General features: G+C 61.6%; 30 protein-coding genes. 16 read left to right on the top strand and 14 right to left on the bottom strand.

The window, feature by feature from the left end:
- Positions 1-18 precede the first annotated feature (18 nt).
- The 9 genes from rpsE (at position 19) to rplQ (ending at position 6,062) form a co-directional block, all read left to right on the top strand.
- On the top strand, positions 19-552 hold the full coding sequence (gene rpsE / locus J7557_RS05820) for a 30S ribosomal protein S5 (RefSeq protein ID WP_291418191.1): 534 nt from the start codon (positions 19-21) through the stop codon (positions 550-552).
- A 24-nt stretch (positions 553-576) separates the two neighbouring features.
- The gene (rpmD, locus tag J7557_RS05815; protein ID WP_291418189.1) at positions 577-765 is read left to right on the top strand and encodes a 50S ribosomal protein L30; all 189 of its coding nucleotides are present in this window, start codon (positions 577-579) and stop codon (positions 763-765) included.
- Positions 766-782: 17 nt separating this feature from the next.
- Positions 783-1,286, top strand: coding sequence for a 50S ribosomal protein L15 (gene rplO, locus J7557_RS05810; RefSeq protein ID WP_291418187.1), 504 nt, complete (start codon positions 783-785; stop codon positions 1,284-1,286).
- A 214-nt stretch (positions 1,287-1,500) separates the two neighbouring features.
- Positions 1,501-2,838 carry a preprotein translocase subunit SecY gene (gene secY, locus J7557_RS05805; protein WP_035080861.1) on the top strand — a complete coding sequence of 446 codons (1,338 nt, stop codon included), beginning with the start codon at positions 1,501-1,503 and terminating at the stop codon, positions 2,836-2,838.
- Complete coding sequence (locus tag J7557_RS05800; protein WP_291418185.1) at positions 2,835-3,398, top strand: adenylate kinase; 564 nt, start codon at positions 2,835-2,837, stop codon at positions 3,396-3,398. Before secY ends, J7557_RS05800 begins: the two co-directional genes overlap by 4 nt.
- A 175-nt stretch (positions 3,399-3,573) precedes the next feature.
- Entirely contained in the window at positions 3,574-3,942 is a 369-nt protein-coding gene (gene rpsM, locus J7557_RS05795; protein ID WP_035080865.1) for a 30S ribosomal protein S13, read from the top strand.
- A gap of 152 nt (positions 3,943-4,094) precedes the next feature.
- Positions 4,095-4,487, top strand: coding sequence for a 30S ribosomal protein S11 (gene rpsK, locus J7557_RS05790; RefSeq protein WP_035080867.1), 393 nt, complete (start codon positions 4,095-4,097; stop codon positions 4,485-4,487).
- A 101-nt stretch (positions 4,488-4,588) separates the two neighbouring features.
- Entirely contained in the window at positions 4,589-5,608 is a 1,020-nt protein-coding gene (locus tag J7557_RS05785) for a DNA-directed RNA polymerase subunit alpha (RefSeq protein ID WP_035080869.1), read from the top strand.
- Positions 5,609-5,639: 31 nt separating this feature from the next.
- On the top strand, positions 5,640-6,062 hold the full coding sequence (gene rplQ, locus J7557_RS05780) for a 50S ribosomal protein L17 (protein ID WP_291418180.1): 423 nt from the start codon (positions 5,640-5,642) through the stop codon (positions 6,060-6,062).
- Between the two features lie 324 nt (positions 6,063-6,386).
- On the opposite strand, the gene J7557_RS05775 is transcribed toward rplQ, so the two are convergent.
- Both J7557_RS05775 and J7557_RS05770 read right to left on the bottom strand, forming a co-directional pair.
- The gene (locus J7557_RS05775; protein WP_291418178.1) at positions 6,387-6,794 is read right to left on the bottom strand and encodes a GFA family protein; all 408 of its coding nucleotides are present in this window, start codon (positions 6,792-6,794) and stop codon (positions 6,387-6,389) included.
- Positions 6,795-6,837: 43 nt separating this feature from the next.
- Complete coding sequence (locus tag J7557_RS05770; RefSeq protein WP_291418176.1) at positions 6,838-7,230, bottom strand: YciI family protein; 393 nt, start codon at positions 7,228-7,230, stop codon at positions 6,838-6,840.
- 188 nt (positions 7,231-7,418) lie between these two features.
- Here J7557_RS05770 and J7557_RS05765 point away from each other — a divergent pair, with 188 nt between their 5' ends.
- Positions 7,419-8,450, top strand: a complete 1,032-nt coding sequence (locus J7557_RS05765; RefSeq protein WP_291418174.1) for an NAD-dependent epimerase/dehydratase family protein — start codon at positions 7,419-7,421, stop codon at positions 8,448-8,450.
- Here the strand turns inward: J7557_RS05765 and J7557_RS05760 are convergent.
- From J7557_RS05760 to J7557_RS05750, 3 genes are all read right to left on the bottom strand, one after another.
- A complete protein-coding gene (locus J7557_RS05760; RefSeq protein ID WP_291418172.1) occupies positions 8,431-8,976 on the bottom strand; it encodes an AAA family ATPase in 546 nt (181 codons plus the stop codon). The genes J7557_RS05765 and J7557_RS05760 overlap by 20 nt on opposite strands.
- An 11-nt stretch (positions 8,977-8,987) precedes the next feature.
- A complete protein-coding gene (locus tag J7557_RS05755) occupies positions 8,988-11,255 on the bottom strand; it encodes an LLM class flavin-dependent oxidoreductase (RefSeq protein ID WP_291418170.1) in 2,268 nt (755 codons plus the stop codon).
- 370 nt (positions 11,256-11,625) lie between these two features.
- Entirely contained in the window at positions 11,626-12,810 is a 1,185-nt protein-coding gene (locus tag J7557_RS05750) for a hypothetical protein (protein WP_291418168.1), read from the bottom strand.
- A gap of 243 nt (positions 12,811-13,053) precedes the next feature.
- On the opposite strand from J7557_RS05750, the gene J7557_RS05745 reads away from it, so the two are divergent.
- A complete protein-coding gene (locus tag J7557_RS05745) occupies positions 13,054-14,538 on the top strand; it encodes a Do family serine endopeptidase (protein WP_291418166.1) in 1,485 nt (494 codons plus the stop codon).
- 437 nt (positions 14,539-14,975) lie between these two features.
- Here the strand turns inward: J7557_RS05745 and J7557_RS05740 are convergent, their stop codons facing one another.
- Positions 14,976-15,542 (bottom strand): hypothetical protein, encoded by a 567-nt coding sequence (locus J7557_RS05740; RefSeq protein WP_291418164.1) that lies wholly within the window; start codon positions 15,540-15,542, stop codon positions 14,976-14,978.
- 105 nt (positions 15,543-15,647) lie between these two features.
- On the opposite strand from J7557_RS05740, the gene J7557_RS05735 reads away from it, so the two are divergent.
- The 5 genes from J7557_RS05735 to J7557_RS05715 are packed head-to-tail and all read left to right on the top strand — an operon-like array spanning position 15,648 to position 19,783.
- Entirely contained in the window at positions 15,648-16,961 is a 1,314-nt protein-coding gene (locus J7557_RS05735; RefSeq protein ID WP_291418162.1) for a replication-associated recombination protein A, read from the top strand.
- Between the two features lie 9 nt (positions 16,962-16,970).
- Positions 16,971-17,354, top strand: a complete 384-nt coding sequence (gene crcB, locus J7557_RS05730) for a fluoride efflux transporter CrcB (protein ID WP_291418160.1) — start codon at positions 16,971-16,973, stop codon at positions 17,352-17,354.
- On the top strand, positions 17,351-18,340 hold the full coding sequence (locus J7557_RS05725) for an RluA family pseudouridine synthase (protein ID WP_291418158.1): 990 nt from the start codon (positions 17,351-17,353) through the stop codon (positions 18,338-18,340). The genes crcB and J7557_RS05725 overlap by 4 nt, the downstream gene beginning before the upstream one ends.
- Positions 18,337-19,002, top strand: a complete 666-nt coding sequence (locus tag J7557_RS05720) for an HAD-IA family hydrolase (protein ID WP_291418156.1) — start codon at positions 18,337-18,339, stop codon at positions 19,000-19,002. Before J7557_RS05725 ends, J7557_RS05720 begins: the two co-directional genes overlap by 4 nt.
- 1 nt (position 19,003) lies before the next feature.
- Positions 19,004-19,783 carry an ATP12 family chaperone protein gene (locus J7557_RS05715; RefSeq protein WP_291418154.1) on the top strand — a complete coding sequence of 260 codons (780 nt, stop codon included), beginning with the start codon at positions 19,004-19,006 and terminating at the stop codon, positions 19,781-19,783.
- A gap of 114 nt (positions 19,784-19,897) precedes the next feature.
- On the opposite strand, the gene folK is transcribed toward J7557_RS05715, so the two are convergent.
- The 8 genes from folK to rimO all read right to left on the bottom strand — a co-directional run bounded on the left by folK (position 19,898) and on the right by rimO (position 26,819).
- The gene (folK, locus tag J7557_RS05710; protein WP_291418152.1) at positions 19,898-20,341 is read right to left on the bottom strand and encodes a 2-amino-4-hydroxy-6-hydroxymethyldihydropteridine diphosphokinase; all 444 of its coding nucleotides are present in this window, start codon (positions 20,339-20,341) and stop codon (positions 19,898-19,900) included.
- Entirely contained in the window at positions 20,341-20,724 is a 384-nt protein-coding gene (gene folB / locus J7557_RS05705; protein ID WP_291418150.1) for a dihydroneopterin aldolase, read from the bottom strand. Before folB ends, folK begins: the two co-directional genes overlap by 1 nt.
- 16 nt (positions 20,725-20,740) lie before the next feature.
- A complete protein-coding gene (folP, locus tag J7557_RS05700; protein ID WP_291418148.1) occupies positions 20,741-21,583 on the bottom strand; it encodes a dihydropteroate synthase in 843 nt (280 codons plus the stop codon).
- A gap of 80 nt (positions 21,584-21,663) precedes the next feature.
- Complete coding sequence (gene cysW / locus J7557_RS05695; RefSeq protein ID WP_291418146.1) at positions 21,664-22,476, bottom strand: sulfate ABC transporter permease subunit CysW; 813 nt, start codon at positions 22,474-22,476, stop codon at positions 21,664-21,666.
- A complete protein-coding gene (gene cysT, locus J7557_RS05690) occupies positions 22,473-23,312 on the bottom strand; it encodes a sulfate ABC transporter permease subunit CysT (protein ID WP_291418144.1) in 840 nt (279 codons plus the stop codon). Before cysT ends, cysW begins: the two co-directional genes overlap by 4 nt.
- 66 nt (positions 23,313-23,378) lie before the next feature.
- On the bottom strand, positions 23,379-24,362 hold the full coding sequence (locus J7557_RS05685; RefSeq protein WP_291418142.1) for a sulfate ABC transporter substrate-binding protein: 984 nt from the start codon (positions 24,360-24,362) through the stop codon (positions 23,379-23,381).
- A 167-nt stretch (positions 24,363-24,529) separates the two neighbouring features.
- The gene (locus J7557_RS05680) at positions 24,530-25,447 is read right to left on the bottom strand and encodes a DMT family transporter (protein ID WP_291418140.1); all 918 of its coding nucleotides are present in this window, start codon (positions 25,445-25,447) and stop codon (positions 24,530-24,532) included.
- A 46-nt stretch (positions 25,448-25,493) separates the two neighbouring features.
- The gene (gene rimO, locus J7557_RS05675; RefSeq protein ID WP_291418137.1) at positions 25,494-26,819 is read right to left on the bottom strand and encodes a 30S ribosomal protein S12 methylthiotransferase RimO; all 1,326 of its coding nucleotides are present in this window, start codon (positions 26,817-26,819) and stop codon (positions 25,494-25,496) included.
- Between the last annotated feature and the right edge of the window lie 79 nt (positions 26,820-26,898).

Genomic DNA, 26,898 nt, shown 5'->3' with positions numbered 1-26,898 from the left:
GCGGCGAGGAAAAACATTATGAGCAGAGACGTTCAAGAACGCGAAAGCGAGTTCGTCGATCGCCTGGTCCACATCAACCGTGTGGCCAAGGTTGTTAAGGGTGGTAAGCGCTTCGGCTTCGCAGCCCTCGTCGTTGTGGGTGACCAGAAGGGTCGCGTTGGTTTCGGTCACGGTAAGGCCCGTGAAGTTCCAGAAGCGATCCGCAAGGCAACGGAACAGGCCAAGCGCCAGATGATCCGCGTGCCGCTGCGCGACGCCCGCACGCTGCACCACGACATCACCGGCCGCCACGGCGCCGGCAAGGTCGTTCTCCGTGCAGCAGTTCCGGGTACCGGTATCATCGCCGGTGGTCCGATGCGCGCCGTCTTCGAAACCCTGGGCATCAACGACATCGTCGCCAAGTCCACCGGTACTTCGAACCCGTACAACATGGTCCGCGCGACTTTCGACGCTCTCAAGAACGTCGATAGCCCCCGCGCCGTGGCTGCCCGCCGCGGCCTCAAGGTCTCCGAACTGCAAGCTCGCCGCGGCGAGACTGCTGTCGAAGCCTGAGCCCCGTAGGAACGGAGAAGCACAATGGCTGACAAGAAAACTATCACCGTGAAGCAGATCGGTTCGCCGATCCGCCGCGAAAAGAGCCAGCGCGCGACCCTGATCGGTCTCGGGCTGAACAAGATGAACAAAGAGCGCGAGCTGATTGATACGCCCGAAGTCCGTGGCATGATCAACAAGGTCCCGCACCTCGTCCGCGTAATCGGCGAGTAATAGGGAAGGCTCGACAAATGACTCGTTTGAACGAACTTCGCGACAATCCCGGCTCCACCAAGGTCCGCGTTCGCGTCGGCCGTGGTATCGGCTCCGGCGTTGGCAAGACCGGTGGTCGTGGCGGCAAGGGCCAGACGGCCCGTGCCGGTGTCGCGATCAACGGCTTTGAAGGCGGCCAGATGCCCCTTCACATGCGTATGCCGAAGCGTGGCTTCAATGCTTGGAACCCCAAGGATTGGAACCAGGTCCGCATCGACCGCATCCAGGCCTATATCGACAGCGGCAAGCTGGACGCCAAGGGCGTGATCGACGCAGCGGCTCTCGTCGCTGCCGGCGTGATCCGTCGTCCCAAGGACGGCGTTCGTCTGATCGGTTCGGCTGGCTTCACCTCCAAGAAGGTGACCTTCAAGGTTGACCACGTCACCAAGGGCGCAGCTGCAGCTATCGAAGCTGCCGGCGGCAAGGTCGACGTGATTCCGGTCAAGGAAACCTGGAAGAAGACTCCGTACGCTGCCAAGTAATTTGGCTTTGCGCACCCGGCCTTGTGGTCGGGTGCGCTTTTTTGGTTTGTTGCGCTGGGGGCGCAGTCCTATATGCTCCCTGGGCGCTCCGAGCGCGCCTGGCCTCAAAGCCACGGAGCAGGGGCGGTAACTCCGCACAGAACCCTGCGGCAACGAAATTTTGGAGCCGCCGATTTGAAGCGTTGAGCTCATATCAGGCTCTAGGGAGCGAAGTATGGCGTCCGCAGCCGAGCAGCTAGCTCGCAATCTCTCATTCTCGACCTTTTCCAAGGCGAAAGCCCTGCAGCAGCGCATCTGGTTCACACTGGGCGCGCTGCTTGTTTATCGTTTGGGCACCTTCATTCCGGTTCCTGGCATCGATCCCGACGCGTTCCGCGCGACGTTCGAGCAGAGCCAGCAGGGCATCATCGGGATGTTCAACATGTTCTCCGGCGGCGCCGTGGAACGTATGGCCATCTTCGCCCTGAACCTCATTCCCTACATCACGGCGTCCATCGTCGTGCAGGTGATCGCCACGGCCTCGCCGCGCCTCGAAGCTCTCAAGAAAGAGGGTGAAGCAGGCCGCCGCAAGATGAACCAGTACACCCGCTATCTGGCGGTCGTGTTCTGCGCCGTCCAGGCATACGGCATCGCCGTGGGCCTCGAAGGCAGCCAGGGCGTCGTCCTCAATCCCGGCTGGTTCTTCCGCCTCTCGACCGTCATCACGCTGGTTGGCGGCACCATGTTCCTGATGTGGCTGGGTGAGCAGATCACCTCGCGCGGCGTCGGCAACGGTATCTCGCTGATCATCTTCGCCGGTATCGTGGCAAACCTGCCCTCGACCATCGCGCAGACCCTGGAACTGAGCCGTACCGGCGCAATCCCGGGCTTTGCTGCCCTCGGCATGATCGTCCTGGCTCTGGTGGTGATTGCCGCCATCGTCTTCTTCGAGCGCGCCCAGCGCCGGCTGCTGATCCAGTATCCGAAGCGCCAGGTGGGCAATAAGATGTTCCAGGGCGAAAGCTCGCACCTGCCACTCAAGCTCAACACCTCGGGCGTTATCCCGGTGATCTTCGGCTCCTCGCTCCTGCTGCTGCCCGCGACCATCGCGTCGTTCGCGGCCCAGGGCAATGCGCCGGCCTGGCTCACCACGGTGACGGCGCTCCTCGGCCGCGGCCAGCCACTCTATCTGGCGCTGTTCGCGTTCTTCATTATCTTCTTCGCCTTCTTCTACACGGCCATCGTGTTCAATCCGACGGAGACGGCCGACAACCTGAAGCGCTCCGGCGGTTTCATTCCTGGCATCCGTCCGGGTGAACGCACCGCCCAGCACATCGACTATGTGTTGACGCGTATCACGGTTATCGGTGCACTCTATCTCACTGTTGTGGCTCTGATTCCCGAAGTGATGTTCAGCCAGCTGGCGGTCAGCCAGTTCATTGGCGGCACCTCGCTGCTGATCATGGTGACGGTGACCCTTGATACGGTCAGCCAGATCCAGAGCCATCTCGTGGCCCAGCAATATGAAGGGCTGTTGAAGAAATCTCGCCTTGGAGGGGGCAAGCGCCGATGAGACTGATCCTGTTGGGACCGCCAGGGGCGGGGAAGGGCACGCAGGCAAAGATTTTGGTTGAGGCCTACGGCATCCCGCAATTGTCCACTGGTGACATCCTGCGGGCCGCTATCGCCGCTCAGACGCCCCTCGGGCTCGAAGCTAAGGCGATCATGGATCGGGGCGATCTCGTCTCGGACGCTATCGTCAACGGCATCGTGTCTGAACGCATCGATGCCGAAGACTGCAAGCCCGGCTTTATCCTCGATGGCTTCCCGCGCACCATTGCGCAGGCCCAGGCCCTCGATGACATGCTCAAGGCCAAGGGAATCAAGCTCGATGCCGTTATCGAGCTGACTGCCGATGCCGACGAACTGGTGCGCCGCGTGATTCAGCGCTCCAAGGACAGCAATCGCCCGGATGACAATCCAGAAGTCATCCGCAAGCGCCTCGATGTCTACCAGACCAGCACCGCTCCCCTCGTCGACTACTATAGCCGGCAGGGCCTGGTGAAGACGGTCGACGGCATGGAAGCGGTCGAAACGGTGACGGCGGCCATCAAGACGGCCCTCGGCAAGTAATCTTCGACAAGGCGAGTGTTGACTTCGCCTTGTCGAATCCTTAAAGAACCGCACCAGTCTCATGGATTATTGGGCTGGGTTCGGTTTCTCACATTAGGTGGGGGTCGAAATCCGGTCCCTTGTTGTTTGAATGACACCCGCCGCGATGGCGCGTGTTGAATGAAGGAGAGCAGACGTGGCTCGTATTGCTGGCGTCAATATTCCGACGAACAAGCGCGTGGTGATCGCGCTGCAGTACATTCACGGTATCGGCGACAAGTTCGCCCAGGACATCGTCGAGAAGGTCGGTATTCCGGCTGAACGTCGCGTCAACGAACTGACCGACGCCGAAGTGATCCAGATCCGTGAAACCATCGACCGCGACTACGTCGTGGAAGGTGATCTTCGCCGTAACGTTGCCATGAACATCAAGCGTTTGATGGACCTCGGCAACTATCGTGGCCTGCGCCACCGTCGTGGCCTGCCGGTCCGCGGTCAGCGGACCCACACCAATGCCCGCACCCGCAAGGGCCCGGCAAAGCCGATCGCCGGCAAGAAGAAGTAATTCCACGCCCGCGATTATGCGGGCTGGCATTTTTATTGGAAGCTGCGGATCGAGGTTTGGCTACCCGGTTAGGGGATGCCAAAATCCTGATCCGCTTCTTCCGTGGTGGAGCTGCTGGCATTACGGCAGCGCCGATACCCAAGAGGACCTGAATGGCTAAGACTGATACCACGCGCATCCGCCGCAAAGAACGCAAGAATATCACTTCGGGCGTTGCACACGTGAACGCCTCCTTCAACAACACCATGATCACCATCGCCGACATGCAGGGCAACACGATTTCGTGGTCCTCGTCGGGCGTTATGGGCTTCAAGGGCTCGCGCAAGTCGACCCCCTATGCTGCCCAGGTTGCTGCCGAAGATGCTGCTAAGAAGGCCCAGGAACATGGCATGAAGACCCTTGAGGTCGAAGTGCGTGGTCCCGGTTCGGGCCGTGAATCTGCGCTCCGCGCTCTTCAGGCTGCCGGTTTCAACGTCACCTCCATCCGCGACGTGACCTCGATTCCGCACAACGGTTGCCGTCCGCGCAAGCGGCGCCGCGTCTAAAGACTAGACCACTTGGTAAACTCCTGGCCCCGGGGCCAGGGGTTCTATTGTGTTTGCGGCGGTGCGGCCTCGTCAGGCCGCGAATTTGAAAGGACAATACCGTGACGATCCAGAGGAACTGGCAGGAACTTATCAAGCCGACCAAGCTGGAGATTGTTTCGGATGGCGCTGACTCGCGTCATGCTTCGGTTATCGCCGAGCCGCTTGAACGCGGCTATGGCTTGACCCTTGGCAACGCTTTGCGTCGCGTCTTGCTGTCGTCGCTTCAGGGCGCGGCGGTAACCGCTATCCAGATCGATGGCATTCTGCACGAATTCTCGTCGCTTCCGGGCGTACGTGAGGACATCACTGACCTCGTGCTGAACGTCAAGGAAATCGCCATCAAGATGGGTGGCGAAGGCCCGAAGCGTCTTACTCTCTCCAAGCAGGGTCCGGGCGCCGTGACCGCTGGCGACATCAAGGTCTCCGGCGATATCGAAGTTCTGAACCCCGAACTCGTGATCTGCCATCTCGACGATGGTGCCGAGATCAATATCGAGTTCACCGTCAATACCGGCAAGGGCTATGTCCCGGCCGACAAGAACCGTCCGGAAGATGCCCCCATCGGCTATATTCCGGTCGACGCACTGTTCTCGCCTGTGCGCCGTGTCAGCTACAAGGTTGATGCGACCCGTGCTGGCGAAAGCCTCGACAAGGACAAGCTGACGCTGTCCGTCGAAACCAATGGCGGCGTTTCGCCGGAAGATGCCGTGGCCTATGCTGCGCGTATTCTTCAGGACCAGCTTTCGGTCTTCGTCAACTTCGAAGAGCCCACCAAGGAAAAGGCCCAGGACGCTGTCCCGGAACTCGCCTTCAACCCGGCGCTGCTCAAGAAGGTCGACGAACTCGAACTGTCTGTCCGTTCGGCCAACTGCCTCAAGAACGACAACATCGTCTATATCGGCGACCTCATCCAGAAGACGGAAGCCGAGATGCTGCGGACCCCGAACTTTGGCCGCAAGTCGCTCAACGAAATCAAGGAAGTCCTGGCACAGATGGGGCTTCATCTCGGGATGGACGTGGCCAATTGGCCGCCCGAGAATATCGATGACCTCGCCAAGCGCTACGAAGATCATTACTGATCCGGCGCTGCCAAGATTTTAGGAGATACCCATGCGACACGGTAATCGCGGCCGCAAACTCAGCCGTACCGCTTCCCACCGCAAGGCCATGTTCGCCAACATGTCCGCTGCGCTGATCAAGCACGAACAGATCGTCACCACCCTTCCCAAGGCCAAGGACCTGCGTCCGATCGTCGAGAAGCTCATCACCCTCGGCAAGCGCGGCGACCTGCACGCTCGTCGTCAGGCGATTGCGCAGATCCGCGACGAAGGCCAGGTTGCTAAGCTCTTTGCCGTTCTCGGCCCGCGCTATGCAGAACGTCAGGGCGGCTACATCCGCATCCTGAAGGCCGGCTTCCGCTACGGCGACAACGCCCCGCTGGCTGTGATCGAGTTCGTCGATCGCGACGTCAACGCCAAGGGCCAGGACTCCGGTCCGGTCCAGTACGACGAAAACGAATCCGAAGCCGCGTAAGCGACGCTTCCACCAAATTCAAAGGGCGGCCCCAGTGGCCGCCCTTTTTGTTTTTCGGCGCGAGATCACAGCGCCGTCCCCGTCATTCCCACTCATTCCCGTCCACCCGCGGCGTCATTCCCGCGAAAGCGGGAATCTCACTCGGTTTTGGCTCCGCCTGCGGCTACCCACACAAGCTCAAATCTCCCCCTCCATCGTCATTGCCGGGCTCGTCCCGGCAATCCATGTCTGGGAGGCATGGAGCACCGGGACAAGCCCTGTGGTGACGACTGATAAGAAGTCTCAGCAAATTTGAACCTACCAGGGGCCCAGGGCCCCTTGGCCCTACCCATTATCCCCAACCTCATCCCCCGGAAGCGCGGGCAACCACGGCAACGCCGACCTCACCCAAAACTGCCGCTTTGGCACCAACTCCCGCCTTTGCCCCAAAACCCCGACCCGAAGCCCCAAACTCCGCTCCCCAGCCGGCTCGTCCGACGTTGCATAGAGCGCCGACCCGCAATCCGCACAAAACGCCTGCTGCCGATGCCGCCCACTCTCCGCCGTCTTGACGTAAATCCTGGGCGTCCCCTGCAGCAGATGAAACCGCTGCTCGGGGCAGGGCGCCACCACCCTAAACGCCGTACCAGAAAGTTGCTGGCAATCCGTGCAGTGGCAAAGCCGAACCTTTTCCGGATCAATTTCCGCCTCAAAGCGAATTGCCCCGCAATGGCAAGAACCGTCGACTCTCATTATCTATGCTCCACGATGCTTGGGTCGGGGGTTCGACATCGCCCTATTGCGCCGCCCGTGCCTCGGCCTCGGCTCTTGCCTTCAACCTCTCCGGCGGCACCTGCATGAACTGCCGCACCTCCACCGGCGCCCGACAGGCCACCGTAGCCTTCTTCCCCCACTCGACCGCCTCTTCTTCGCTCGCGCATTCGAGTACCCAAAACCCGCCGACATGCTCCTTCGCCTCGACGAACGGCCCATCGGTCACCACCATGCCACCATTGTTCCGCGCCCTTATCGTCTTGGCCCGCGTTGCTGTCTGCAGGCCGCCCACGAATACGCGCGCCCCTTTGGCGATCATCTCCTCGTTGAGGTCGGAAATGTCCTTGATCGTCGATGCGTCTTCCTTGGACGGGTCGTAGTCGTCGGGCAGGTGGATAGCGACCAGGAATTGCATTTTAGTCTCCTCTCGAAACCGGCAGGCCGTTCCCGCCGTCACACCTAGACGAACGGTGCGACCGAACTCAGACTAATTTATCCAATTTTCTTGTCGCCCCTTTTCCAATGTCCCCCGGACAAACCAAAAGCTGCTTCCGCGCGCCTCTTTGAGCGTGTAGGGCAGGGGTGAGAATTGGGGGCAGATTCATGGACCGCATCCTCGTCACCGGGGCCTCCGGCTTCGTGGCCAAGCACGTCATTGGCGAACTCCTGCGCGCCGGTTTTCGCGTGCGCGGCACCGTCCGCAATCGCCGCAAGCTGACCTCCATCCAGGCCGCGATGGACCTTCTTGCGCCCGGCACTCAGGATCGTCTCGAAATCGTCGAAGCCGACCTCCTCGACGACGCCGGCTGGGCCTATGCCATGGAAGACGTGCAGGCGGTGATGCACGTCGCGACCGTCATCGTGGCCGAAGAACCCAAAGACCCGTCCGCCGTTATCCGCCCCGCCGTCGAAGGCACCGAGCGCGTTCTGCGCTTCGCCCGCGCCGAAGGCGTCCGCCGCGTTATCATGACCTCGTCCATCGCCACCGTCGGCTATGGCCACGGCCACGAGACCGGCTCGCGCACCTATACCGAGGCCGATTTCACCGACCTGAACAAGATGCGCCGCCCCTGGGCCTATTGCATCGGCAAAACCCGCGCCGAACAGGCCGCCTGGGCCTTCGCCAACGGCCAAGGCATGCAACTGACCACCATCCACCCCGGCGCCATTCTCGGTCCCGCCAGCGACCCGGAAACCAGCATTTCCCTCAGCCTCGTCGGCGGCCTCCTCGATGGGTCCACCCCCGCCATGCCGCGCATCGGCTTTGCCATCAGCGACGTCCGCGACGTCGCCGCCATGCACCTCGCCGCCCTGAAGAACCCGGAAAGTATCGGCCAGCGCTACCTCTGCACTGGCCCCTATCAAAGTTTCGAGGACGTCGCGACGATCCTCCGCAAAGCCTACCCCGACTACCCTGTGACCCTCAAAACCGTCCCCGACTGGCTGATGCGCCTCCTCGCCCTGATGGGCGGCCCCGTCCGCCAGATCATCAACGACATCGGCAACCAGAAGCACTTTGACGGACGCAAGGGCGAAAAGCTCCTCGGCCGCGCCTATCACACCTCCGAAGAAGCCATCCTCAGCGCCGCCGAAAGTCTGCTCCGCTTCAACCTCATCAAGCCAAAGGCAAGGTAAGCCCCCAGGCGCGATAGAGCCGATCCAACTCGCGCTGGTTGCTGACGAACAGATGGGGCAGGCCGGAGGCCTGCGCAGCGTCCTGGTATTTGCCGACGGAGCTACGCGTCTTCCAAAGCCAGCTGAGCATCATCCAGTTGACGTAGTCTTGGCCGCCCTCCAGGCCCCCAGCCCGTTGGCGCTGGAAAATTGTGCGCATGAAGTAGCGCCAATAGCGCTTCGTCAGGCTATCCGTAATGACGAGCACACCGGTCGCCCGATGAAAGCGTTGCGGCGTCAGGGCAGAGTAGTTGCCCTCAATGATCCAACTCGGCTGCAGGATGGCTTCATCATGGAGTGCGGCGAAGTCTGCGTCCGGACGCACTTTCCAATTGGTGTTGGGCAGATGACGAAGGCGATCCATGTGAATGACGGTCGCGCCGAGCTTTTGACCCAGCGCAACAGCGAGAGTGGATTTGCCCGAATTGCTCGGCCCCATGATCATGATCCGCCGGCCCAAAGAAGAAAGTTCCGGCAGATCGTCCATGATCGTCGCTCCTAGGCAGCGGCCTCCTCGGAAGCCGGCGGGATGGGGAAATTCGAATTGAACAACCCGCCGGGATCATACTCGGCCTTGAGCCGGCGCAGGCGGGCGAGCGTTTTGCCCGGAAATGCCTTTTCAAGCAAGTGCGGCTCGGTCCCCGTCTCAAAATTGAGATAGAGCCCATCCAACTGCGCCGAAATGCTCGGCCAGATCGCATCCAGCCGCCGCGCCATCGCGTCCCCATAAGCACCCGCATTGAGCGAGAAGTTCTGGTGCCGATGCGCATAGGCCGTCTCGTCGGCCCCCACATCGTTCACCGCCCCGCCCACAGCCCGCAACTGCATCATATTGGTCGCGCCCGCCGCCAGGAGCTCCGCCATCCCCTTCGCCAAAGCCGGCGTCAGATCGGTCACCAGCCCCGCCCGCGACACCAGCCCGCCCGCCCCGTCATGCCCCGAGAAATGGCTCTCCACCAGCGCCGTATAGGGAATGATATAGGCCTGGCTCCCCAGCATCGGTCCGACCGAGAGGAACGGCTGCAGCATCGGCTCCGCCACCGCGGGATCGTCGCTCATGATGACAACGCTCGCCTGCGCAATCGGCCCGCTGCCCGAGCGCCCCGGCACCATAGTGAGAAAACTCGTCAGCTCCCGCGGCGCGGCAATCACCGTCTCCGCCCAGCGCGGCAAAACGCTCTGCGCATCCGAAAGATCATAAGTGAGCTGCGCAAAGACGACATTCCCGACCGGATAGGCATCCAGTTCCAGCGCCGTCACCACGCCAAAATTGCCGCCCGCGCCACGCAGCGCCCAGAAGAGATCGGCATGGTTTTCCCGATCCGCCCGCACGAACGAGCCATCGGCCAGCACCACCTCCGCCGCCTGCACATGATCCAGCGTCAGCCCATGCTTTCGCGAAAAATACCCGATGCCGCCGGCCGTCGCGAGACCGCCCACGCCGACATCGCCGTAGTCGCCCGAACTCATGCCCAATCCATGCGGCGCCAGCGCCGTGGCCACTTCGCCCCAACGCGCCCCGGGCCCAACCCGGAATAGCCTGGTCTTCTCATCCATCAGCCGGATCGAATTGAGCTGCCCCACATCGAGCACCAGCCCGCCATCATTGGTCGATCGCCCCGATATGCCATGCCCGCCGCTGCGCACCGCCAGCGGCACGTCCTGCCGCGCGGCATAAGCAACAGCCTCCCGCACCTCTTCGACCGTTCTGGGCCGCAGCACCAGCCCCGGATTGCCCTTGTGAATATAGGTCGAGCGATGTTTTGAAAAATCATGATCGCCCGGCTCGACGACGCGCCCGGCCAGCGCCGCCGGCACCCCGTCATAGTCGATCCCCTCCCGCCGCGCCGCCAGCGCCCTTGCGCTGCGCACCGGCCCGGTCTGCGTCCCCGAGACCTTCCGCTCCGTCTCGACCCGCGCCCGCACCGCCGGCGCCACATCCTTGCCGAAAGTCTCGATCGCCCCAGGCGCATCGGCCGGCAGGATAAAGGTCGAAAATCCATGTTCGAGCGCCAGCCCGACCAATTGCTCGACCAGCGCCTCGACATCCTCTGGCGTCGCCAACCGCCCGCCGACATTGATCAGCCGCCGGATTTCCCGCGGATCGCGCCCGGCCTCAACTGCCGCCGCATCTATGATCGCATTGCTCTCGGCAATCGTCGGGGTCTTGATGTAGCTCATCGATGGCAGCCAGCCGTCCGCCTTGCGCCCGATCAGCTTCAGCATGCGCGGCTTCAACGCCCCGAGCCAGATGCTCACGCCATGCGCGGGCAGGGGCCCCCGCCGCGCGCCGGCCGCCTTGTGATATTTGCCATCGACCCGCACGCCACCCGATTTGCCGGCATCCCAGATGCCGCGAATGACATCAATCGCCTCTTCCAGCGCATCCACGGCCTGGCCCGGCGTCAATTCCTCGCCACCCATGCCCTTGATGCCGTCCCAGAAGGCGCCCGCGCCGAGCCCCAGCTCCGCCCGCCCATGCGAGAGCAGGTCGAGGCTTGCCACCGACCGCGCCAACACGGCAGGCTGCCGCAGCGGCAGGTTCAGCACATTGCCGGCAAGGCTGATCCGCTCGGTCTTGGCCGCAACGAAGCTCATCAATGTCCACGCATCGAGGAAATTGCTCTGATAGGGATGGTCTTGAAACGTGGCGAGGTCCAGCCCCGCAGCCTCGGTCAGCTGCGCCAGGGCGACCACGTCATCGGCTTGCTGCGCGCTCGGCGTGATAAAAGTGCCAAACTTCAGCTCGTGCCCATAATCGGTCATGGCAGGCTCAATGGTTACAAATGGTAACCGACTATTTAGGTGATACCGTCGCCCATGCAAGTGGACACATGGATGTGACCGGCCAACACTTAGTATCGCCCCACCCACTGGCCCCAACCGAATTCGCCATGGCGAATTCGGTGATCCCTCGCCCCTTGAGGGAGAGGGACAGGATTTTGCGTTCAGCAAAAATCCAGGGTGAGGGGTATCTCTCCTCCGCAAAGGAGCGAGCGACAACACCGCTGACCCCTCATCCGCCCCTTCGGGGCACCTTCTCCCTCAAGGGGAGAAGGGAGGCCGGTACGGGCGTAAAAAAAGACCCGCCCCAGCTCTCACCAGGACGGGTCCAATCATTCGGGAGGCAAAAATCTCACTCGGCCGGCGCCATATCCTTGCCGGTGTAAACCTCATCAACCCAATACTGATCGCGGCGATCAAACCCGTTGAACGGCGTCAGCGAGGCCTGGGTATACGCACCCATCAGGCCGAATTCGATCCAGTCGTCTTCATCGATATCGGCCGGCAACGTAAACACCTGCGGCAGCACGTCATAGCTGTCACAAGTCGGACCCCAGATGGTGAATTCCGAGAATTCGCCATTGTTGTCGTGGAGGCGCGGACCGCGCCACACGCGCACCGGCGGCGTGAAGTGCATGAACTTCACTTCCATCAGCGAACCATAGGCGCCGTCATTGACATAGACCGACTGCCCGCCACGCTGATGCTTCACACGCAGCAGCAGCGAGGTCGACGAGGTCACGAGCGCACGGCCTGGTTCGATAATCAGTTCCGGCTTGTTCTTGTCGCCGAAATGGTCGGTGACGGCCTGCGAGATGGTCTCGAAGTAATAGTCCATCGGCGGCGCTTCGCTGGTCGGGTAGGGGGCCGGATAGCCACCGCCGATATTGAGGCGCTTCAGTTCGATGCCGCTCTCTTCGACGATACGTGCCGCCGCAGCGATGTGGCGCTCATATGCATAGGCGTCTTCGCACTGCGAGCCGACATGGAAGCAAAGGCTGGGCGTATAGCCCATCTTGTCCACGGCCTGCACGATTTCGGCCGCGCCCTGTTCCATCACGCCAAACTTGATGCCGAAGTCGTAGGACTTCAACGCCTTGCCGGCCTTGAAACGAGTGGTAACCTCGACGTCACGCGACGGCGACACCACGGCGGCGAGCTGGTCGAGCTGCTGCGGGTGGTCGATGGTGAAGGAGCGAACGCCGAACTCTTCATAAGCCCGCTCGATTTCGCGCTTGTTCTTGATCGGGTTGTTGTAGTGCATCACGGCGCCGGGCGCGTAGTCGCGCACCAGTTCCATTTCGGTATTGGAAGCCACGTCGAACGCCTTGAGGCCTTCCTTGTGCAGCTGCGCAATGATGTGGGGCGACGGATTGCACTTCACCGCATAGGTGAGCAGGCCATCAAAGCCCTTCTTGAAAACCTTCACGGCCCTATGGAACTCCTTCTCAGAGAAGAGGAAGGAGGGAAAGTCCGGCGCCTCTGCCGCGATCAGCGCGGAAGTATTGGCGTAAACGGTCTTCGGCTCGTCAGTCATTGGACAACAGGCCTTTCGGGGCTGGAGAGAGAAGGAAATTCACCGCGTTTACGTGTTTTCCAGTTCGAAAACGCGAGAAAATTGAGCGCTGCATATAGGGCCGTGTGCCCCCTCGCGCAAACGTTTATTTGCCCATGGAAACAACAATGTTCGAACGTCATTTTCATGACAGATTCCGGGCGTTCTGCTCGCGTCGCATTCTGTGAGCCAAATGGCTCTGAACAGGTAGCGGAAAGTTTACCCATGTCTCTGCGAACGCTCGTCTTTTCGGGTCTCGCCGTAGCGGTCATCGCCATCGGCGGCACACTGGCCTTCTCCCCCTGGAACGCACCGGGACAGGCTCAGGTTCAAACAGCTCCAGCACAGGCCGAGGCGCCCCCGCCCGCCGCCGCGCCGCGAGCCGTGCCCACCAGCCAGCCGCAGGTGCAATTGAGCTTTGCGCCCATCGTCCAGGCCGTCTCGCCGTCGGTGGTCAATGTCTATGCCACCCGCATCGAGTCCCAGGCGGCGTCCCCCTTCGCCAATGACCCCTTCTTCTCCCGCTTCTTCGGCGATCAATATTTCCAGACCCGCCCGCGCGAATCCCGCTCGCTGGGTTCCGGCGTCGTCGTCGATGGGGCAGGGGTGATCCTCACCAATTCCCACGTCATCAATGGCGCCACCGACGTGCGCATCGCTTTGAGCGACGGCCGCGAATTCGCCGTCGATGTCGTCGTCGAAGACAAGCAGACCGATCTCGCCGTCCTGCGCGTCCGCGATACCCGCGGCGTCACCTTCCCGGCCATCACCTTCGCCGATAGCGACGCGCTGCTCGTTGGCGATCTCGTTCTCGCCATCGGCAATCCCTTCGGCGTCGGCCAGACCGTCACCTCCGGCATCGTCTCCGCTCTTGCCCGCACGGGCGTTGAAAGCTCCGACTACGAGTTCTTCATCCAGACCGACGCCGCCATCAATCCCGGCAATTCCGGCGGCGCCCTGGTCGACATGCAGGGCCGCTTGGTCGGCATCAACACCGCCATCTATTCCCAGTCCGGCGGTTCAGTCGGCATCGGCTTTGCCATCCCCGCCAATATGGCCAAGCTCGTCGCCGAAGCCGGCGTCAACGGCGGCGAAATCGTCCGTCCCTGGTTCGGCGCCAAGATGCAGGCGGTCGATTCCGACATCGCCAATAGCCTCGGCATGGACGCCCCCCACGGCGCCCTCATCACCGACGTTGCCCCCAACGGCCCCGCCGCCCGCGCCGGCTTCCAGTCCGGCGACGTTATCCTTGCGGTCGACGGCCAGCGCGTAGACGACCCCAGCGCCTTCAACTTCCGCCTAGCCACAAAGCCCATCGGCCAGACCACCAAGCTAGAACGCCTGCGCGGCACATCAACGGACACGCTCGATTTCCCCGTCGAAGCCGCTCCAGCCCCGGCCGACAACGCCACAGCCACCATCTCCGCCGACTCCCGTTTCTCGGGCGTCACCGTCCGCCAGCTCGATCCGGCCTTGTCGGAGTCCAAAAACCTCCCCTACGACGCCACCGGCGTCCTCATCACCGCCATAACCGCCGGCTCCCCCGCCGAAGCCATGGGTCTGCAGGTCGATGACGTCATTCTTCAGCTCAACGACACCGACATCAAGGACGCCCAGACGTTCAGCACCACGGCGTCACAGCGGGTCAGGACGTGGCAGATCATTCTGCAGCGGGATGGGCGAGTCAGCAGGGCGATTGTGAGTGGCTAGGCATCGTGCCGAAAGGCAAATTCGCTCCGGTGGAGCGAATTTAGATGACTAGGCCATGAGAGCTACGCTCGCATGGCGGGCATGCTCGGTGCCTCCCCACCTCGCAAACCGTCACCCTCGGGCTCGACCCGAGGGCTCTACACTTGCCGCGCCCACCCAAAATGAAGCGTCCTCGGGTCAAGCCCGAGGATGACGGCCGGTGCCGCTGCCCCCACCGTGTCATTCCCGCGAAAGCGGGAATCTCTGTTTGAAGTGGCGCCTGCCACCACCCCCCACCCAACCTCCCCCATCAAGGGGGAGGTGAAGGGACTGTGGCTCGGGCAGGATTGTGCCCCACACCCGATGCAACACCTCCCCCTAGATGGGGGAGGATGGGAGGGGGTGGAGCCACGAGAACTGCCGCTTGAATCTCCCCCTTAACCCCTCCGCATAACCCCTTACTCCACCACCACTTCCGGCAATTCCATCACCGCCAGCGCCTCAATCGTCCCCATCCGCCAGCCCTTCAACCCCTTCAACAACTCCGTCGCCCCCTCGTCATACCCCCGCCGACTGATCCCAAACATCGCCACCCCATCCTCAAGCGACACATACCGATAGGCATTCCACTCCACGATCACCGTCCCACTGCTGTTATCGCTCAGCACGAAATCGAGAATGATCTCCCCCGTCGCCTCATTCTCGATCATCGCAAAGTTCACCACCGGATCACTGGCCTGCCGCTGCTTCAACCCATCGACCATCGTCCCCGCGGCTTCCTTAACCGAGAGCCCATTGGTCAGCACATCCACCATGAACATCTGCTCATACGCTTCCACGGTCTGCCCCGCGGGCACATATTCCTGCTTGTAAAACGTGTCCGTCGGGTGGCTCGTCCAGGCGAGCTCAAAGCTCTCCCCCTCGAGCACAAACGGCCCCGGCGCCCCCACGGCATCCTCCTGCGCCACCACCACCGAACCCGCCAGGCAAACCACCATCGCAGCGGCAATCAAACGACCAATCATGTGCAATCCCTCTTCCATTGGTCCCAGTTGAACGCGCAACCCGACCCAAGGCAACACACGAACGAAGCGGATGCCATCTCAGCCGCAATTTGCTATTGAGCCCCCATGTCCGATCTCTTCGCCGCCGATCCTAACGAAACCGATAAGGCCCGCCCCCTCGCGGACCAGTTGCGCCCGCGCGCCCTTGATGAAGTCATCGGCCAGACCCATCTCCTTGGCCCCGATGGCACGCTCACCCGCATGCTCGCCTCCGGCCGTCTCGGCTCGCTGATCCTCTGGGGCCCACCCGGCACCGGCAAGACCACCGTCGCGCGCCTGCTCGCCGACCAGATTGGTTTCCGCTTCGAGCAGATTTCCGCAATCTTCTCCGGCGTCGCTGATCTCAAGAAGGTCTTCGAAAAAGCCCGCTTCGAACGCCTCTCCGGTCACCGCACGCTGCTCTTCGTTGACGAGATCCATCGCTTCAACCGCGCTCAGCAGGATAGTTTCCTGCCGGTCATGGAAGACGGCACCGTCGTCCTCGTCGGCGCCACCACCGAAAACCCGTCCTTCGAGCTCAACGCCGCTCTTCTGTCGCGCAGCCAGGTCCTGCGTTTCGAGTCGCTCGTCCAGCCCGATCTCGAATTGCTCCTACAGCGCGCCGAAACCCTTCTCGGCGCCGCGCTGCCCCTCACCGATGAAGCCCGCCAGACGCTCCTCGGTCTCGCCGATGGCGACGGTCGCGCCCTTTTGGGCCTCGTCGAAGAGATTTTAGCATCTGCCCGCTCCGATGAGACGCTCGATGCTAACAGTCTGCTAACCGTAGTGCAGCGCAGAGCCCCGATTTACGACAAGGCGCAGGACGGCCACTACAACCTGATTTCGGCCCTGCACAAAACCATCCGCGGTTCCGATCCCGACGCCGCGCTCTACTATTTCGCCCGCATGATCGATGCCGGCGAAGATCCGCTATTCCTCGCTAGACGCTTGATTCGTATGGCTTCCGAGGACATCGGCAACGCTGACCCGCAAGCGCTTCCCCTCGCCATCGCCGGCCGCGACGCCTACCAGATGCTCGGCTCCCCGGAGGGCGAACTCTCCCTCGCGCAAGTCGTCGTCTATCTCGCCCTCGCGCCCAAATCGAACGCCGTCTACACCGCCTTCAAGGCTGCGATTTCCCTAGCGAAATCAACCGGTTCGCCCATGCCGCCCATGGTTATCCTCAACGCCCCCACCAAGCTGATGAAGGGCGAAGGGTATGGCGATGGTTACCAATACGACCACGACGTCCCCGACGCATTCTCTGGCCAGGAATACTTCCCGGAAAAGCTTGGTAGACAACAGTTTTATCACCCCGTCGAACGCGGCTTCGAGCGCGATCTGAAAAAGCGCATGGACTATTTCGCTCGCCTCCGCGCCGAAAAAGCCAGGAAAGACTGAGGCTTACCGATGAACGGCTTTCTCCTCGTCGGCGCCGGCGGCGCCTTGGGCGCCATGGCCCGCTACGGTTTCGCGAGCATCATCGGCCGCCTCTGGCCGATGAGCTTCCCCCTCGCGACGCTCTTCATCAACATCATCGGCTCCATCGCCATGGGCCTCTTCGTCGGGCTCATGGCCAAATTTCTCCCCCCCAATCAGGAGGAGCTAAGGCTCTTTGTCGCCGTCGGAATTTTCGGCGGCTTCACCACTTTCTCCTCCTTCTCCCTCGACACGATCGTCCTCATCGAGCGCGGTGAACTCATTCAGGCGATCACCTATGTCGCCTTGTCAGTTGTAGTTTGTCTCATAGGCCTATATCTCGGCCTTTTGATAACCAGAGGCAGCCCCGTATGAGTGGCGTTCAACATCGGGAAGTCACAGCAGACGAAGACGGCATGCGTCTCGATCGCTGGTTTGCCCGGCATTTCCCCCAGGTCGGTTTCGGCCGCTTGCAAAAACTGATCCGCAATGGCGAAGTGAAGGTCGACAAGGCGAAAGTCGAGACCAGCACGCGCCTTGAAGCGGGCCAGTCCATCCGCATTCCACCCGTTGACGATCCTGGCACCGTTCGTCCGGTCAAGGTCAACCAAGAAGATGCGAGATTTCTTAAGGACATAATCCTCTATGAGGATGATGACCTCTATGTCTTCAATAAGCCCCACGGCCTCGCCGTTCAGGGTGGTAGCGGCACTGTCCGCCACTTGGACGGCCTCCTGAAAAGCCTGCCCAACAAGCTCGGTGAAGCTCCGCGTCTCGTGCACCGCCTCGACCGCGACACCTCCGGCTGCCTCGTCGTGGCCAAGACCGCTGCAGCGGCAACGCATTTCGGCAAGGTCTTCATGTCGCGCTCGGCCCGCAAGATTTATTGGGCCCTCGTTGCCGGCAATCCGACCCCCCGTCAGGGCGAAATCTCCTGCTTCCTCGCCAAGCGCGCCACCGAAGACGGCGAGCAGATGGTTGTGGTCAAAAACGGCGCGCCCGGCGCCGTCCATTCGTCGAGCTACTATTCGACCACCGACACCGCCAGCCGCCGCTTCGCCTGGGTTACGCTCAAGCCCGTCACGGGCCGCACCCACCAGCTCCGCGTCCACATGGCCCAGCTCGGCACGCCGATCATCGGCGACCCGCGCTATTTCAACATCGAAAACTGGATGCCGGCCCCCGGCCTCGGCGAGGGCCTCCATCTCCATGCCCGCCGCATCGCCCTGCCGCTGCGCAATGGCAAACGCCTTGATATTTCAGCGCCTTTGCCGCCGCACATGCGCGAAAGCTGGGACGCGCTTGGCTTTGATGCCGAACGCTTCGACGTGCAGGACACCGATCCCGAGGACAATGCATGAAGCTGATCATGTTCGACATGGACGGGACGCTGATCGACACAGAGGCCCTGATCGTCGAACACATGACGTCAACATTCGAGGCGGCCGGCCTCACACCTCCGACCACGACGCAATCGCGCCGTGTCATCGGTCTGTCCCTGCCGGTCGCCATCGCCACCCTGCTGGGGACCGAAGTGACGCCGCTGGCCGAGAAGCTGGCCGATGACTACCGCAGCCGCTACCGCGCTTCGCTGGTGCAGGCCGAAGGGCGCGAAGGCCTCTTTCCCGGTGCGCGCGAGGCCCTCGATTTCCTCGCCACCTGGCCCGACACGCTGCTCGGCATCGCCACGGGCAAGGGCCTCAATGGCGTGCACCGACTCACCCAGCTCCACGGCATTGCCGGACACTTCGTCACCCTGCAAACGCCGGATCACAACCCGTCGAAGCCCCATCCCGGCATGATGCTTCGCGGCATGGCCGAAACCGGCGCCGAAGCCCGCGATACCGTCATCATAGGTGATACGACCTTCGACATCGAAATGGGTAAGGCTGCCGGCACGAAGGCCATCGGCGTCACCTGGGGGCACCACGACAATCACGAATTGCTTGCTGCTGGTGCGGACTTGCTGGTCGATAGCTACGCAGACCTACCGCTGGCGATCAAGAAAGTACTGGAATCATAATATGCGCGATCAGCTGGAAGACGCTCTAAACAATCAGCAATTTGGCTACGGCCAAGCGCAGCATATCAACCAGGTCGAACTGCCCAAGCGCTTCTACAAAGACGTGGACGTCGCCCGCACAGACGATGGCTATGTCGTCACTCTTGATGGCAAGCCAACCCGTACCCCCGGACGAAAGATTCCAGTCGTGGTTCCCGCCCAGCCCATCGCCCAGGCGATGGCCACCGAGTGGGCAGCCCAGGAAAAATACATCGACCCCACCACCATGCCCATGGTGCGTCTGATCAATTCGGCTGTCGAAAGCGGCGAAGAAAACGTCCCGGCATTCCGCGCCGAGATCGGCAAATTCGCCGGCAACGATCTGCTGCTCTACCGTGCTGATACCCCGCAGGAACTGGTCGATGAGCAGGAACTGCACTGGGATGGCGCTCTCGTCACGCTGGCCCGCCATTTCGACGTGGCCTTCCAGCCCACCATCGGCATCATCCACCAGCCACAGCCGGCCTCAACGCTCACCAAGCTCGACACTGCATTGGAAGGGCAGGGCCTGCTCTCGCTGACGGCTCTCGTCTCCATCACTGGCATCACCGGCTCCGGCCTCCTCGCCATCGCCCTGTTGCACCAATTGCTCGGCGCCGATCAGGTCTGGACCGCGGCGCATGTCGATGAAGACCACCAGATTCGCCTCTGGGGCGAAGACGACGAAGCCATGACCCGCCGCGCCAAGCGCCGCGTGGAGTTCGACACCGCCGTCGCTGTCGTGGAAGCGCTGCGGGGCTAAGCAGCTGCTTAGCAATCGGATTTTCGACGGTGTCATTCCCGCGAAAGCGGGAATCTCTGTTTGCCGACACTAGATTCCCGCTTTCGCGGGAATGACACAGTGGGAGAATGAGATTTAGCGGGGAGTTGACGCCCGCGACGCGATCCACTCCGCCGTTTCCGGCGAAATCTCGCGGAGCGGCACCAGCACGAAGTCGCGCGCATGCGCATGCGGATGGGGCAGGGTCAGTCGCCCCGTCCGCATCTCGATCCGCTCATAGGCGATGATATCGACATCGATCAGCCGCGGTCCCCAGACCTCGTGCCGAACCCGCCCCATCTCGCGCTCGGTATCAAGCGCCACATGTAAGAGATCGATCGGCTCAAGATCGGTCTCGACCTCCGCCGCCATATTGGCAAAATCCGGTTGATCGGTCTTGCCCCAGGGCTTTGTCGCAATCACCGACGATTGCTTGACCACTTTGATATTCGGATGCGCATCGAGCAGCCGAATTGCCTCGGCAAGCTGCGCGGGCGGGTCGCCGATATTGGCGCCAAGACTAAGCCAGGCTTTTGCCATCACGCCGGCCTCACACGGTGTAGTTCAATCGCCGCTTCACCGCGCACCATGGCGATGGGTGCCTCGGGCTTGCGAATGCGGATGATGATCCAGTTGATATCGCCAAAGCGTTCGAACAGCGCCGAAATGATATTCTGCCCCAGCGCCTCGATCAGCTTGGTGCGCTTGGTCTCGAACGTCGCCTTCACCACATCATAGATATCGGCATAGGAAACCGTGTGCCCGATAGCGTCGGTCTCGCCCGGCGCGCTCAGGTCGACCCCGCATTCGAGATCGATGAAGAAGCGCTGGCCCAGCCGCTCTTCCTCGGCAAAAAGGCCATGAAAACCATAAAAGCCGAGATCGCGGAGGATGATGCGGTCGCCGGTAAAAGGTGCGGTCATCGAAATAGTCCTGAAATTATGGGCCATATAGGGTCGCCTGCGCCACGCGCAAGGCATCGCGATTGGCGGCAACGTCGTGCACGCGGAAAATGTGTCCGCCACGCTCATAGCCCTGCACGGTGGTTGCGATAGTCCCAGGCAGCCGTTCGCCCGGTTCATTGTTCAACAGCTTGCCGATCATCGACTTTCGCGAGGTACCGACGAGCACGGCATGCTCTGGATAGGCCTCTACCAATTCCGGCAACAGCCGCAGGATCTGGTAATTCTGCGCCAGCGTCTTGGAAAACCCAAAGCCGGGATCAAGGATCACCTGCGTCCGCGCCAGTCCCGCCGCATCGGCAATGGCAAGCGTCTTGCCAAAATAGTCGATCATCGACGGCAGCGGCAGGGTCTGCGCGTCCCAAGCCTTGTCCCAGTGCATGGCTATGACAGGCGCGCCATAGAGCGCCGCCACCTCGGCCATTTCGGGCGGCCCCTGCAACCCATAAACATCGTTGATGATATCGGCCCCGGCCTGAAGCGCCTGGTCGGCCACCAGCGGCTTGTATGTATCGATGGAAATCGGCGCCGTAATCCCCGCACTGCGCAAGGCATCGATTACCGGAATGACCCGATCGAGTTCCTCCTGCACCGCCACAGTTTCCGAGCCCGGCCGGGTGCTTTCCCCGCCAATGTCGATGATGTCGGCGCCCTCGGCCACCATGACGCGGGCGCGAGCCACCGCCTGTTCCAGCGAATTGTGCAGCCCGCCATCCGAAAAACTGTCCGGCGTGACATTGAGGATGCCCATGATGAGTGGCTGCGGGCCCAGTTCGAGGGCAGGCCGGCGGGGCAGGGGGACGATATGAGTCGTGTGCATTGCAATTCCTGCCCCTCGCTCAGGGGCGCCAAGGCTTCGGCTCAAGCGTATATTCTTGTCTTGCGAGGGACGAAAGCCGCTTAGCGGCTTTCCCAATTCTCCAGCGCCGATTTCAGCACCAGCGTGATCACCGCGATCAGCGCCAATGTCGAAGCGGCCGCAAAGGAGCCGGCAATGTTGAAATCGTTGAACAGCAGATTGATCTGCAGCGGCAAGGTATTGGTCTGCCCGCGGATTGACCCCGAAACCACGGAAACGGCGCCGAACTCGCCCATCACCCGCGCATTGGTCAGCACCGCACCATAGACGAGCCCCCAGCGGATATTGGGCAGCGTCACACGGCAGAACATCTGCCAGCCATTGGCCCCCAGCGAAAGCGCCGCCTCCTCATCATCCGTCCCCTGCTGGCGCATCAGCGGCACCAGTTCGCGCGCCACATAAGGCGCCGTAACGAAGAGGCTCACCAGTACGATGGCGAGCGGGGTGAACATGATCTGCAACCCGATCGATTGCATTGCCGGGCCCAGCAGCCCCTGATTGCCATAGAGGAAGAGATAGACAATGCCAGCGACGATTGGGCTGACGGCCGCCGGCAGTTCGATGATGGCGACAAGCAATTGCCGGCCACGAAACTTGAAGCGCGTGACGAGCCAGGCCAGCGCCACACCCACCGCCATATTGATCGGCACCACGATGATGGCGGTGATCACGGTAAGAAAGATCGCATGCAGCGTATCGGGCTTGAGGATGGCGTCAAAATAGGCGCCAAGCCCCTCGCGCAGCGCAAAGCTGAGGATCAGTGCCAAAGGCACGACCAGCGCCGCGGCGACAAAGAGAAATGACAGCCCGATAAGAACATTGGCCCCGAGGCTGCGCTTTTCTGTCTGGCTCATGCGGTTTGCCTCTCGACATAGCGCACCTGCCAGGCAGCCAGCAGGTTGGTGGCAACCAGCGTCAGGAAGGCAACCACCAGCAGCACAAAGGCCAGCGCCGCCGCGCCCTCATAATTGTATTCATCAAGCCGGATGAAGATCAGCAGCGAGACGATTTCCGTCAGCCCCGGCAGATTGCCGGCGATGAACACCACGGCGCCAAATTCGCCCAGCGACCGCGCAAAGGAGAGCACGCAGCCGCCGATAAAGGCCGGCAAAATTGTCGGCCAGATGATGCGCGTAAAAACCTGCCAACGCGTGGCGCCCAGTGTCTTCGCTACATTCTCGAAGTCGACATCGACCTCTTCCAGCACCGGCTGCACAGCCCGCACCACGAAAGGAATGGAGGTGAAGGTCATCGCGGCGATAATGCCGAGCTGGGTGTAATTGATCTTGATGCCATTGGGCTCGAGGAACTGCCCATACCAGCCGGTATCGGCAAAAAGCGTCACCAGCACGAGCCCGGCAACCGCGGTCGGCAGTGCAAAGGGCAGGTCCACCAGCGCATCGAGAATCCGCCGCCCGAGAAAGCGGTAGCGGGTAAGAACCCAGGCCAGCAGCAGCCCGACCACGCCATTGATGATGGTGGCGATGAACGCCGAGCTGAACGTCACGCGATAGGCCGCCAGTGCCCTGTTGGAGCTGATTATCCGCCAGAACTCCGGAAACCCCATGCCGGCCACCTTGAGCAGCATCGCGGCGAGCGGCAGCAGGATGATGAGCGTCAGATAGAATAGCGAAATGCCCATGGACAGCCCGAAACCGGGCAGCAGATGTTTGCTGCGATACTGTGCCATGTGTCCCCCGAAATACGATACGGCGCGACCTAAGTCGCGCCGTCAGACTAGGAATGGCCGAGGCCGTTACTGGTTGACGAAAACCTTGTCGAGCAGGCCACCGTCAGCGAAGTGGTCGGCAGCAACCTTGTCCCAGCCGCCAAAGGCGTCCTCGACAGTCACGAGACGGATCGCCGGGAAAGTCGCGGCATGGGCTGCGGCAACAGTTGCGTCCTGCGGGCGGTGGAAGTTGGCAGCAGCCACTTCCTGGCCTTCAGGCGTGAAGAGGAAATCGAGATAGGCCTTGGCGAGATCACGGCTGCCGCGGGCATCGACGACCTTGTCGACGACCGCCACCGGGAATTCGGACAGGAAGCTCACCGAGGGAACCACGGCTTCATATTTGTCGGCGCCGAGCTGCTTCACGACGGCCAGGGTTTCGGCCTCGAAGGTCACCAAGACGTCGCCAAGCTGGCGCTCAGTAAAGGCGGTGGTGGCTGCACGACCGCCGGTTTCGAAGACCGGAACATTGGCGAAAAGCTTGGTGAGGAATTCCTCGATCTTGGCTTCGTCGCCGGCATATTCCTCGGTCGCCCAGGCGCGGGCGGCGAGATAGGTATAGCGGCCGTTACCGGAGGTCTTGGGGTTCGGGAAGATCACCTGCACGCCTTCGGCGGCGAGATCACCCCAATCCTTGATGTTCTTCGGGTTGCCCGAGCGCACGAGGAAGGAGGGGAAGGAATAGAACGGCGCAGCATTGTGCGGGAAGTCGCTGGTCCAGTCTTCCGAGACATAACCGCCTTCGACCAGCTTCTGGATGTCGGTCACCTGGTTGAAGGTAACGACGTCAGCCTGCAGGCCCTCAAGCACGGCGCGGGCCTGAGCCGAAGAACCGGCGTGCGACTGGTTGATGGTCACAGTCGCGCCGGTCGCAGCATAGGCAGCGTTTTCGGCTTCGAACAGCTCGCGGGCGATGTCGTAGGAGGCGTTGAGAATGTCGGTGGGCTGAGCCAGGACCGGGCTGCTGACGAGAGCAAGCGCCGCAACGGCAGATAGAAGAAGCTTGTTCATTGTGACGCTATTTCCGTGAAAGCGAAGGCATTGGGCACGGTGATGCGATGCCGCTTTTCGGCCGTAAAGCGCTAAATGTTTGGCTCGGATGACTAATTTACGCGCCGCAAAAGCAGGGGAAAGCCGTTGCGCTTGCCGACGCGAAGGCGCGAATTTGTTTCCGCGCCTTAAGCGCCGGAGCGCAGCTTCTCGCCATATTTAGCGACGCCAATGCCTGAAACCACCAACAGCAGCGACAGCACGAGGTAGGGTGTCAGTTCGGCAATGCCCAACAACACGAGATAGACGGCTGTCAGTACCGGGGTGAGAAAACTGAACACGCCGATCAACTGCGCATTGCCCTGCTTCATGCCGAAATCCCACATCGCATAGGCTAGCGCGAAGAAGATCGAAGCCGACGCCACAATGAGAACACTCGATACCGGAGCCGGCGGCGCTCCGAGCACAAACAGCCAGACCGAGCCATTGATGAGCGCACTGGCACCGAAAATGACGCCAAGAAAATTGCTGCTGCTCGCCGGATAGCGCGCCGCCACGGCCGAAAACACCGCCCAGGTGACCGCCGAAATAACCGCCCAGAAATGCCCCGGCATCAGGCGGAAGCCACCGACGGAAAGCCCCTTGCCAAGGAGCAGCGCAACAATCCCCGCCAGCCCCAAAGCGCCTGCGACGGCATGGAACCAGCGAAACCGCTGCCCCAGCGAGATCGTGGTAAGAATGACCACCAGCAGCGGCCAGGTATAGATGATCAGCGTCGCTTCGAGCGGTGGCGCCTGCTGCAGCGCGGCCACCCAGGTCAGGTTATGGCCGCCAATGCCGATGACACCCAGCGCATAAAGCCAGATAGGAACTTTTCTCAACTCGGGCAGCGGATTCTGCCGCCGCAAAATCCACATGGCGATGAACACCAGCGCGCCGACGCCATCGCCAAGCCCGACATAAAGGAACGGATCGACGCCAACAGCCGATGCGACGATTGGCGCCGTCATCGACCAGATGAACACCGCGGCCACGCCGCCGGCTGTTCCCCAGCTGGACTTTGTTCCGTCGCTCGTCGCTGAGCTCAATTCCATGACGTCACGCAAAAAAGAATCCCCGCTTTCGCGGGGATTGTATGGAGGTCGCTGTGGATCAGGCCTTCGCCGGTTCGGCGAAGAGATCGTATTCGTCGTTGTCGGTCACGGTGACCGAGACGATATCGCCGATCTTGATGCCGGTGGCATTGTCGACGATCACCTGGCCGTCGATCTCCGGCGCGTCCCACTTGGAGCGGGCGATAGCGCGGTTCTGCTCGGGCTGCACGTCGTCGACGATCACGTCGATGGTCCGGCCGACCTTCTTCTGCAACTGGTGGAAGGAGACGTTCTGGGCCACTTCCATCAACTGGGCAAAGCGCTCTTCCTTGACCTCGTCGGGCACGACGCCTTCGAGTTCATTGGCGGTGGCGCCGGTGACGGGCTCATACTTGAAGCAGCCAGCGCGGTCGATTTCGGCTTCCTCGATGAAATCGAGCAGCATTTCGAAATCTTCCTCGGTTTCGCCCGGGAAGCCGACGATGAAGTTGGAACGCACGGTCAAATCCGGAACCTGGCGCTTCCAGTCGAGAATGCGGTTGAGCGTCTTTTCCTGATGTGCAGGGCGGCGCATGGCCTTGAGCACATTCGGCGACGCATGCTGGAACGGAATGTCGAGATAGGGGAGCACGAGGCCCTCGGCCATCAGCTCCATCACCGGATCGACATGGGGGTAGGGGTACACATAGTGCAGACGCACCCAGGCACCCAGCTCGCCCAGTTCCTTGGCGAGGTCGTAGAACTTGGCCTTCACGTCGCGGCCACGATACTTCGAAGTCGCGTACTTCAGATCGAGACCATAGGCGCTGGTGTCCTGCGAGATCACCAGCAGTTCCTTGGCACCCGAACGGATCAGCCCTTCGGCTTCGCCCAGAATGCCGGCGGCAGGACGCGATGCGAGGTCGCCGCGGATCTGCGGAATGATGCAGAACGAGCAGCGATTGTTGCAGCCTTCGGAAATCTTCAGATAGGCATAGTGCCGCGGCGTCAGCTTCAGCCCGCTCTCCGGCACGAGGTCGATGTACTTGTTCGGCACCGGCGGCAGATGGTCATGCACGGCCGAGACGACGTCTTCATATTGATGCGGACCGGTGATCGCGAGCACATTCGGGTGCGTTTCGCGGATCATGCTCTCTTCGACGCCGAGGCAACCGGTAACGATCACGCGACCGTTTTCGTTCAGCGCTTCGCCAATCGCCTCAAGGCTTTCCTTCTTGGCGCTATCGAGGAAACCACAGGTATTGACCAGCACAATATCGGCGCCGGCATAGTCGCGACTGAACGAGTAACCCTGCGCGCGCAGGGTCGTCATGATGCGTTCGCTGTCGACGAGCGCCTTGGGGCAGCCGAGGCTGACTAAACCGATTTTGGGCGCCTGAGTCATGCGCGTGCGAAAGTCCGGAATTGCGTTGGATGGCGCGTCATACAGAATGTTGGACGGTTACGCAATGTGACTGACCCCC

The organism is Devosia sp. (genome assembly GCF_017744655.1).
Classification (GTDB): Bacteria; Pseudomonadota; Alphaproteobacteria; order Rhizobiales; family Devosiaceae; genus Devosia.
Note: the sequence above shows the minus strand (reverse complement) of the source record. Positions and strands in the feature narration are given on the sequence as shown.

Coding starts and splice junctions, on each gene's coding strand:
- rpsE (WP_291418191.1), top strand. CDS start 19: ATGAGCAGAGACGTTCAAGAACGCGAAAGCGAGTTCGTCGATCGCCTG.
- rpmD (WP_291418189.1), top strand. CDS start 577: ATGGCTGACAAGAAAACTATCACCGTGAAGCAGATCGGTTCGCCGATC.
- rplO (WP_291418187.1), top strand. CDS start 783: ATGACTCGTTTGAACGAACTTCGCGACAATCCCGGCTCCACCAAGGTC.
- secY (WP_035080861.1), top strand. CDS start 1,501: ATGGCGTCCGCAGCCGAGCAGCTAGCTCGCAATCTCTCATTCTCGACC.
- J7557_RS05800 (WP_291418185.1), top strand. CDS start 2,835: ATGAGACTGATCCTGTTGGGACCGCCAGGGGCGGGGAAGGGCACGCAG.
- rpsK (WP_035080867.1), top strand. CDS start 4,095: ATGGCTAAGACTGATACCACGCGCATCCGCCGCAAAGAACGCAAGAAT.
- rplQ (WP_291418180.1), top strand. CDS start 5,640: ATGCGACACGGTAATCGCGGCCGCAAACTCAGCCGTACCGCTTCCCAC.
- J7557_RS05775 (WP_291418178.1), bottom strand. CDS start 6,794: ATGAGAGTCGACGGTTCTTGCCATTGCGGGGCAATTCGCTTTGAGGCG.
- J7557_RS05770 (WP_291418176.1), bottom strand. CDS start 7,230: ATGCAATTCCTGGTCGCTATCCACCTGCCCGACGACTACGACCCGTCC.
- J7557_RS05765 (WP_291418174.1), top strand. CDS start 7,419: ATGGACCGCATCCTCGTCACCGGGGCCTCCGGCTTCGTGGCCAAGCAC.
- J7557_RS05760 (WP_291418172.1), bottom strand. CDS start 8,976: ATGGACGATCTGCCGGAACTTTCTTCTTTGGGCCGGCGGATCATGATC.
- J7557_RS05755 (WP_291418170.1), bottom strand. CDS start 11,255: ATGACCGATTATGGGCACGAGCTGAAGTTTGGCACTTTTATCACGCCG.
- J7557_RS05750 (WP_291418168.1), bottom strand. CDS start 12,810: ATGACTGACGAGCCGAAGACCGTTTACGCCAATACTTCCGCGCTGATC.
- J7557_RS05745 (WP_291418166.1), top strand. CDS start 13,054: ATGTCTCTGCGAACGCTCGTCTTTTCGGGTCTCGCCGTAGCGGTCATC.
- J7557_RS05740 (WP_291418164.1), bottom strand. CDS start 15,542: ATGATTGGTCGTTTGATTGCCGCTGCGATGGTGGTTTGCCTGGCGGGT.
- J7557_RS05735 (WP_291418162.1), top strand. CDS start 15,648: ATGTCCGATCTCTTCGCCGCCGATCCTAACGAAACCGATAAGGCCCGC.
- crcB (WP_291418160.1), top strand. CDS start 16,971: ATGAACGGCTTTCTCCTCGTCGGCGCCGGCGGCGCCTTGGGCGCCATG.
- J7557_RS05725 (WP_291418158.1), top strand. CDS start 17,351: ATGAGTGGCGTTCAACATCGGGAAGTCACAGCAGACGAAGACGGCATG.
- J7557_RS05720 (WP_291418156.1), top strand. CDS start 18,337: ATGAAGCTGATCATGTTCGACATGGACGGGACGCTGATCGACACAGAG.
- J7557_RS05715 (WP_291418154.1), top strand. CDS start 19,004: ATGCGCGATCAGCTGGAAGACGCTCTAAACAATCAGCAATTTGGCTAC.
- folK (WP_291418152.1), bottom strand. CDS start 20,341: ATGGCAAAAGCCTGGCTTAGTCTTGGCGCCAATATCGGCGACCCGCCC.
- folB (WP_291418150.1), bottom strand. CDS start 20,724: ATGACCGCACCTTTTACCGGCGACCGCATCATCCTCCGCGATCTCGGC.
- folP (WP_291418148.1), bottom strand. CDS start 21,583: ATGCACACGACTCATATCGTCCCCCTGCCCCGCCGGCCTGCCCTCGAA.
- cysW (WP_291418146.1), bottom strand. CDS start 22,476: ATGAGCCAGACAGAAAAGCGCAGCCTCGGGGCCAATGTTCTTATCGGG.
- cysT (WP_291418144.1), bottom strand. CDS start 23,312: ATGGCACAGTATCGCAGCAAACATCTGCTGCCCGGTTTCGGGCTGTCC.
- J7557_RS05685 (WP_291418142.1), bottom strand. CDS start 24,362: ATGAACAAGCTTCTTCTATCTGCCGTTGCGGCGCTTGCTCTCGTCAGC.
- rimO (WP_291418137.1), bottom strand. CDS start 26,819: ATGACTCAGGCGCCCAAAATCGGTTTAGTCAGCCTCGGCTGCCCCAAG.